3 protein-coding genes are annotated in these 4,953 nt (G+C 60.3%); all 3 read right to left on the minus strand.

The features are described from left to right. A partial coding sequence (locus QOC89_RS09255) for a DUF6531 domain-containing protein (RefSeq protein ID WP_323044748.1) occupies positions 1-2,416 on the minus strand: 2,416 nt, incomplete at its 3' end. 269 nt (positions 2,417-2,685) lie between these two features. Continuing rightward, the gene (locus QOC89_RS09260) at positions 2,686-3,903 is read right to left on the minus strand and encodes a DUF2252 domain-containing protein (RefSeq protein WP_323044749.1); all 1,218 of its coding nucleotides are present in this window, start codon (positions 3,901-3,903) and stop codon (positions 2,686-2,688) included. 32 nt (positions 3,904-3,935) lie between these two features. Next, positions 3,936-4,913: a transcriptional regulator FtrA gene (gene ftrA, locus QOC89_RS09265; protein WP_323044750.1), complete on the minus strand. Its 978-nt coding sequence runs from the start codon at positions 4,911-4,913 to the stop codon at positions 3,936-3,938. Positions 4,914-4,953: the final 40 nt, after the last annotated feature.

Genomic DNA, 4,953 nt, shown 5'->3' on the forward strand with positions numbered 1-4,953 from the left:
AGCCCACACGTATCGTGTTGCTAGACTGGCGGAATGCGATGTAGTCGATTGCTCGACCGTCAACCGTCACGGTCAACGTAGTCGCATTGTCCCCCAATTGAATTGTGGAACCCCTCTCCGCGAGATCCTCTCGGATCGCGTTCATGACAGGTTGCTGAGGAATTCCCTGCTCTTCGAGGTGCCGAAAGGTGTGATACAGCTGGTTAGGATTTTGTCCCCAGTTTATCTCAGACGTGTCCTTGACAACCGGTTTGCATTGCTCCTTGATGCGCTCGATCGTTTCCCGGGCCTTCTGCACGCCCTGCCCGATGCCATACCGAACTGCCGGATTCCTCGCCAGCTGCCACACAAACACGATGCCGCGCAGTATGCCGTCGGGTACGCCAGCCGAAAAATGACAGCTACTGCAAACCGTACCCATGCCGACGGTCGAACCCGCGCGCAGCAACTGTCTCGCGCCCTGGAGATTCGGGGGTGGCCCCACCGGCGATTCACCGAAGTTATAGTTGTCAATCCACTGGTCGATCTCATCGCTGGAGATCGCGATATCCGAGCCATCATTCAGGTCAAGCATGCTGCCGTTCTTCGCGACGGTGCCGACGCGCGATACAACTTGTCCGTTCGGTGAAAAACTGAACTTGACCTTCAGTACGCGCCGGACACCACCGTTCGCCGGACTCGCACGTTCATTAAAAGTGAAGAGGTCGATCCTCCCGCGCCGGTCATAGCGCAAGTTAAAATCGCCGGTCGGGTTAAAGCCGCGCAAAGGACGATGACTGGCATCACGCGCAATTATCTCGCTAGCGACGTACTCATCTGTGGGATAGATCGAGAAGACATTGCCGGTGACGTCGTGAGTGACCACCCACTGACCCACCAGCGCACTGCCCTCATACATCTGAACGAACGCGAGCCGGTTAAACGCGTCATAGACCATGCCGTAGGCGCGCGTCACGCCGTCCGATTTGACCGCGTCGAATCCACTCGCCCCCGTGCTGTCCGTGGTCGGCGTTTCGCTCATACCGGTCGCATTGCCCCGTGCGTCGTAAACGACCGACTGGATAACGCCAGGCGCCGCGATGATCGACGGATGCAGGCTCGTTGCGTCGGCGTAGCGAATCGTGGTGATCGAGGTGCCGGACGCGCTATTGCCTGTTATGCGAACCGGCCGTCCCACCTCGTCGTACGCGTACTCTGTATTGCCGCCTGCGCCGCTATCTTTCAGCAGATTGCCCGACGCATCCCAGGCCAGATTGATGGTGCCGTCAACAGAACTGCTGGAGGTGGGCCGCACCATGCCACCGACTGAAGAAAAATTCAGTGTCGTCGTGCGCTTGCTATCGGTGACGGAGGTTGTCCCCGCGCCGTAACTGAATTGCGCATTGCGAGTCGAATCGGGATGGCTGACCCCTGTCGCGCGCCCTTGGGAATCGTAGCTCCAGGTCGCAATGCGATTGCCCACCTCATCGAGTTCACCGGTCAGCGCGTTTTTAAAGCGGGAGTCGTCGTAGACATAGCGATGTGCATTTCCATCCGGCCACGTGACCAGAACAAGATTGCCGTTCGCGTCGTACCCGTACTGAGTCATGCCTCCAAGCGGATCATTCAGGCGTGAAAGACGCCGCTTCTCGTCATAGTCGAAACGAAGCGTAATGTCCTTGCTCGCGTCAGTACCTGCGGCATGCTGCGTAATCGTGGTCAGCAGCCCTGAACCGTCATAGCCCAGTGCGCGGACAAATCCTGTCTTCGTGCTTTCCGAAAGCAGCGTCCCCTGCGCTGAGTACGACTCAACGGTATCGGTCTTGAGATCGGTGAGTGTCCATCCGGAACCGGATTGACTCAGCGTCAGATAACTTCCAGGCACAGCGCGCCAGGTGCCGGCAGACCAATTGAATGTGATCGGCTCACCGTTCTCGCGATACGCAAGCACTTTGGACGAGCTGCCACTGTTGGCGTTCGCCAGTCCGAGGTTGCGTTGCCAGCTATGAAACCAGACCGGCCCCATCGCAGCAACATTCCTGGCCAGCGACTTTGATCGATAGGTGCGCTTGAACTGCATCGGCAGGTCGTCACCGCTAACGAAGTCAGCCTCCGTTAGCGTGACTGCGCCACTGCCGGGATACACGGGGTCAGCAACCGGGCAACTTTGTTCCGGTTCGTCCGTCGCAGGCGTCGCGCACCACTGATCGATCAGGGATATGTTATTGATGCAGGCATAGTTCCCCATGCCTCCGGGCGTGTTACCCGCCACGTCATACCGGCACGATGGAGTACCAGGCGTAGCGCCGGATTTCGCGTAGAGCGAATAGCAGTAGTCGTCCGCGTTTGCGCCAAACGCGACCACAAGCAGCACGAATGCGGCAAGCAGGCGGGCCGCCACACCCGTGTGTCCCTCATCAAATCTTTTCTTTTTCATAGCCTTCCTTATTAGTTTTACTTGGTTGAAGCCCAAGCACCCTATAAGGAAGACTCCATCGCGGGAATCCGACAAATCCTAAAGTTTCGGCTTCCTGGCGCCCTCGCAGCGGAGGCTGCCGATACGTTCAGAACAATTCGTGAGACATCACGAAAGACCGTGTAGGCCATCGAGATGTAGCGACGACGGCAACAAGAAAGGAAAGAGGGGAAAACCTCGCGACTAGTCCGATCGCAAGACATTTCTGCGCGAAAGTAGAAAGCGCCGCATCAAGCCCCTTTCACCGCCAGATTAAACGCGCCGCCATCATAAGCTTCGCAATACACCTTCCAGTCGGCGATCACCTGCGCCTCGCATTGCGTCGCCAGCTCAATCAACGGCAACTGCCAATCCCGCCGATTACCAAACGCAATCAGCTCATCCGCAATCGACGACTTCTGCCGGCCACCGCTGCGCAATTGCCCCCACGCGCTCAATTCAGCCATGCTGTTCACCACTTCTTCCAGCCGCGGCAGCTTGCCGTCCCAATCGCTCAACGCCACCCTATCTTCCGAAGGCTGCAAACTGCGCAGCACATACGAGCGCTGATTGAAATCGACCGCATGCAGGAACGCCTGCGACACCGCCTGATTGCGCCGCTGAATTTCAACCACGCGCTGCGCCTCGTTGTGCCATTTCGGCTGCGGCGTGCGCACATGCGGCGTCACCGAAGAAGGCAGCGCCTCTTTCAGATCGATCAGATAATTGCCGTCCGGCGAGCCTTTGCCTTCGACGAGAATCACATAGCGGTCCACGCCCAGGCTGCCTGTGCCGGCAATCCGCCGCGCCACGTCGATGATGCGATAGAAGTCGGGATTGGGTTCGCCCGCGGCGAATTTGTTCATGAAGTCGGTGACAGCAGCGCGCGCCTTGTCGCTGACCGGCAGCGCTTTCTTGCCATCCACTTTCAGCACGCGGGTCTTGCCCTTGAGCACGGTGCGCCGGTCGAGATGCGCGGCGCGTGAGCGGCTCGCCAGCGCATCGAACAGGTCGCGCACCATGCCGATCGATGTCTCCGGCTCGATCCAGCGTGATTTGCCGAAGGCCAGCGCCGCGCCATAGGCATCAACCGCCGTGTGACACAACGCGAGTGCCTGCGCGCGGCTCAGCTTGAGGTCGGTCGCGCCGACCAGGACGCTCGTCAGGAGCCGCACCAGTTCGTAAAGACTGGGCGCGAGACAGGCCTCATCGAAATCGTTGTTGTCGAAATAGATCAGGCGGTTGTCAGCCTTGTAGCTACCGAAATTCTCCAGATGCATGTCGCCGCAAATCCACACCGGCGGCGCTTCGTCGAGCACATTGTCTCGCGGCAGACGCGCGTAAAACAGGTGACAGGTGCCGCGTAAAAACACGAACGGCGAGCCGCGCATGAGCTTGTATTTCATCGCGAGCCGTTCAGGATCGCGGCCCGCATTGAAGCTGGCGATGATCTGTGCAATATCGGACATGTGTTTCCCCTTCAAGCGGCTCAATGCGGGTCCTATCCGGCCGCCTGCGCTCCGGCCTGCACGCCAAACTTCTTACGATACGCGCCTGGGCTCGTCAAGGCGATACGCCGGAAGTGCCGCCGCAGCGATTCCTCGGAACCGAAGCCGGCCAGCTCCGCGACACGCGCCATCGGCAACGGGGTCGGCGCTTCAAGCAGTTCTCGCGCGATCGCCACGCGTTCACGCACCAGCCATTGGTAGGGCGCCATGCCGGTAGCGTCGTGAAACTGCCGCTGCAGCGTACGCGGACTCATCGCGGCCCATTCGGCCAGCGAGCGCAAGGTATGCGGCAACGCGGGATGCCGGCGCACCCAGTCCATCAGTTTCGTCAGACGCCCGCTCTCGTCTTGCGGCATCGGCCGCGGCACGAACTGCGCCTGGCCGCCCTCGCGATGCGGCGCCACCACGAGCCGCTGGGCGACCCGGTTGGCGACGGCGCTGCCATGATCGCGCCGCACCAGATGCAGCAGCATATCGAGCCCCGCCGCCGATCCCGCCGAGGTGATGATCTGGCTTTCGTCGATATACAACGCATCCGGCTGAACGCGCAATTGCGGATAGCGCTGCTGCAATTTGTCGGCGTAGCGCCAGTGCGTGGTGACGGTTTTGCCGTCGAGCACGCCCGAGGCGGCCAGCACGAACACGCCGGAGCAGATCGAACAGAGGCGCGCGCCACGCCGGTAGGCGGCACGAATTTTCTTCAACAGCGGCTCGGGCGGCAATTCGTCGGCATCGCGCCAGCCGGGGATGACGATCGTGTCGGCCCGATCCAGCAGCTTGAGCGTGTAGGGCGCGGCGACGGTGATGCCGCCGGCGGCGCGAATCGGACCGGGTTCGCTCGCGCACACCGCGAAGCGATACCAGTCCACGCCGAGTTCGGGGCGCTCGAGCGCGAACAGTTCGGTCACGCAGCCGAATTCGAATGTACAGAGCCGGTCGTAAGCCAGCGCAACGACAAGATGATTGTGCATGGCGCAATGTTACACGGTGCTTACGCCGCCGCTAGTCGAC

Source organism: Paraburkholderia sp., from assembly GCF_034668105.1.
Lineage (GTDB): Bacteria > Pseudomonadota > Gammaproteobacteria > Burkholderiales > Burkholderiaceae > Paraburkholderia.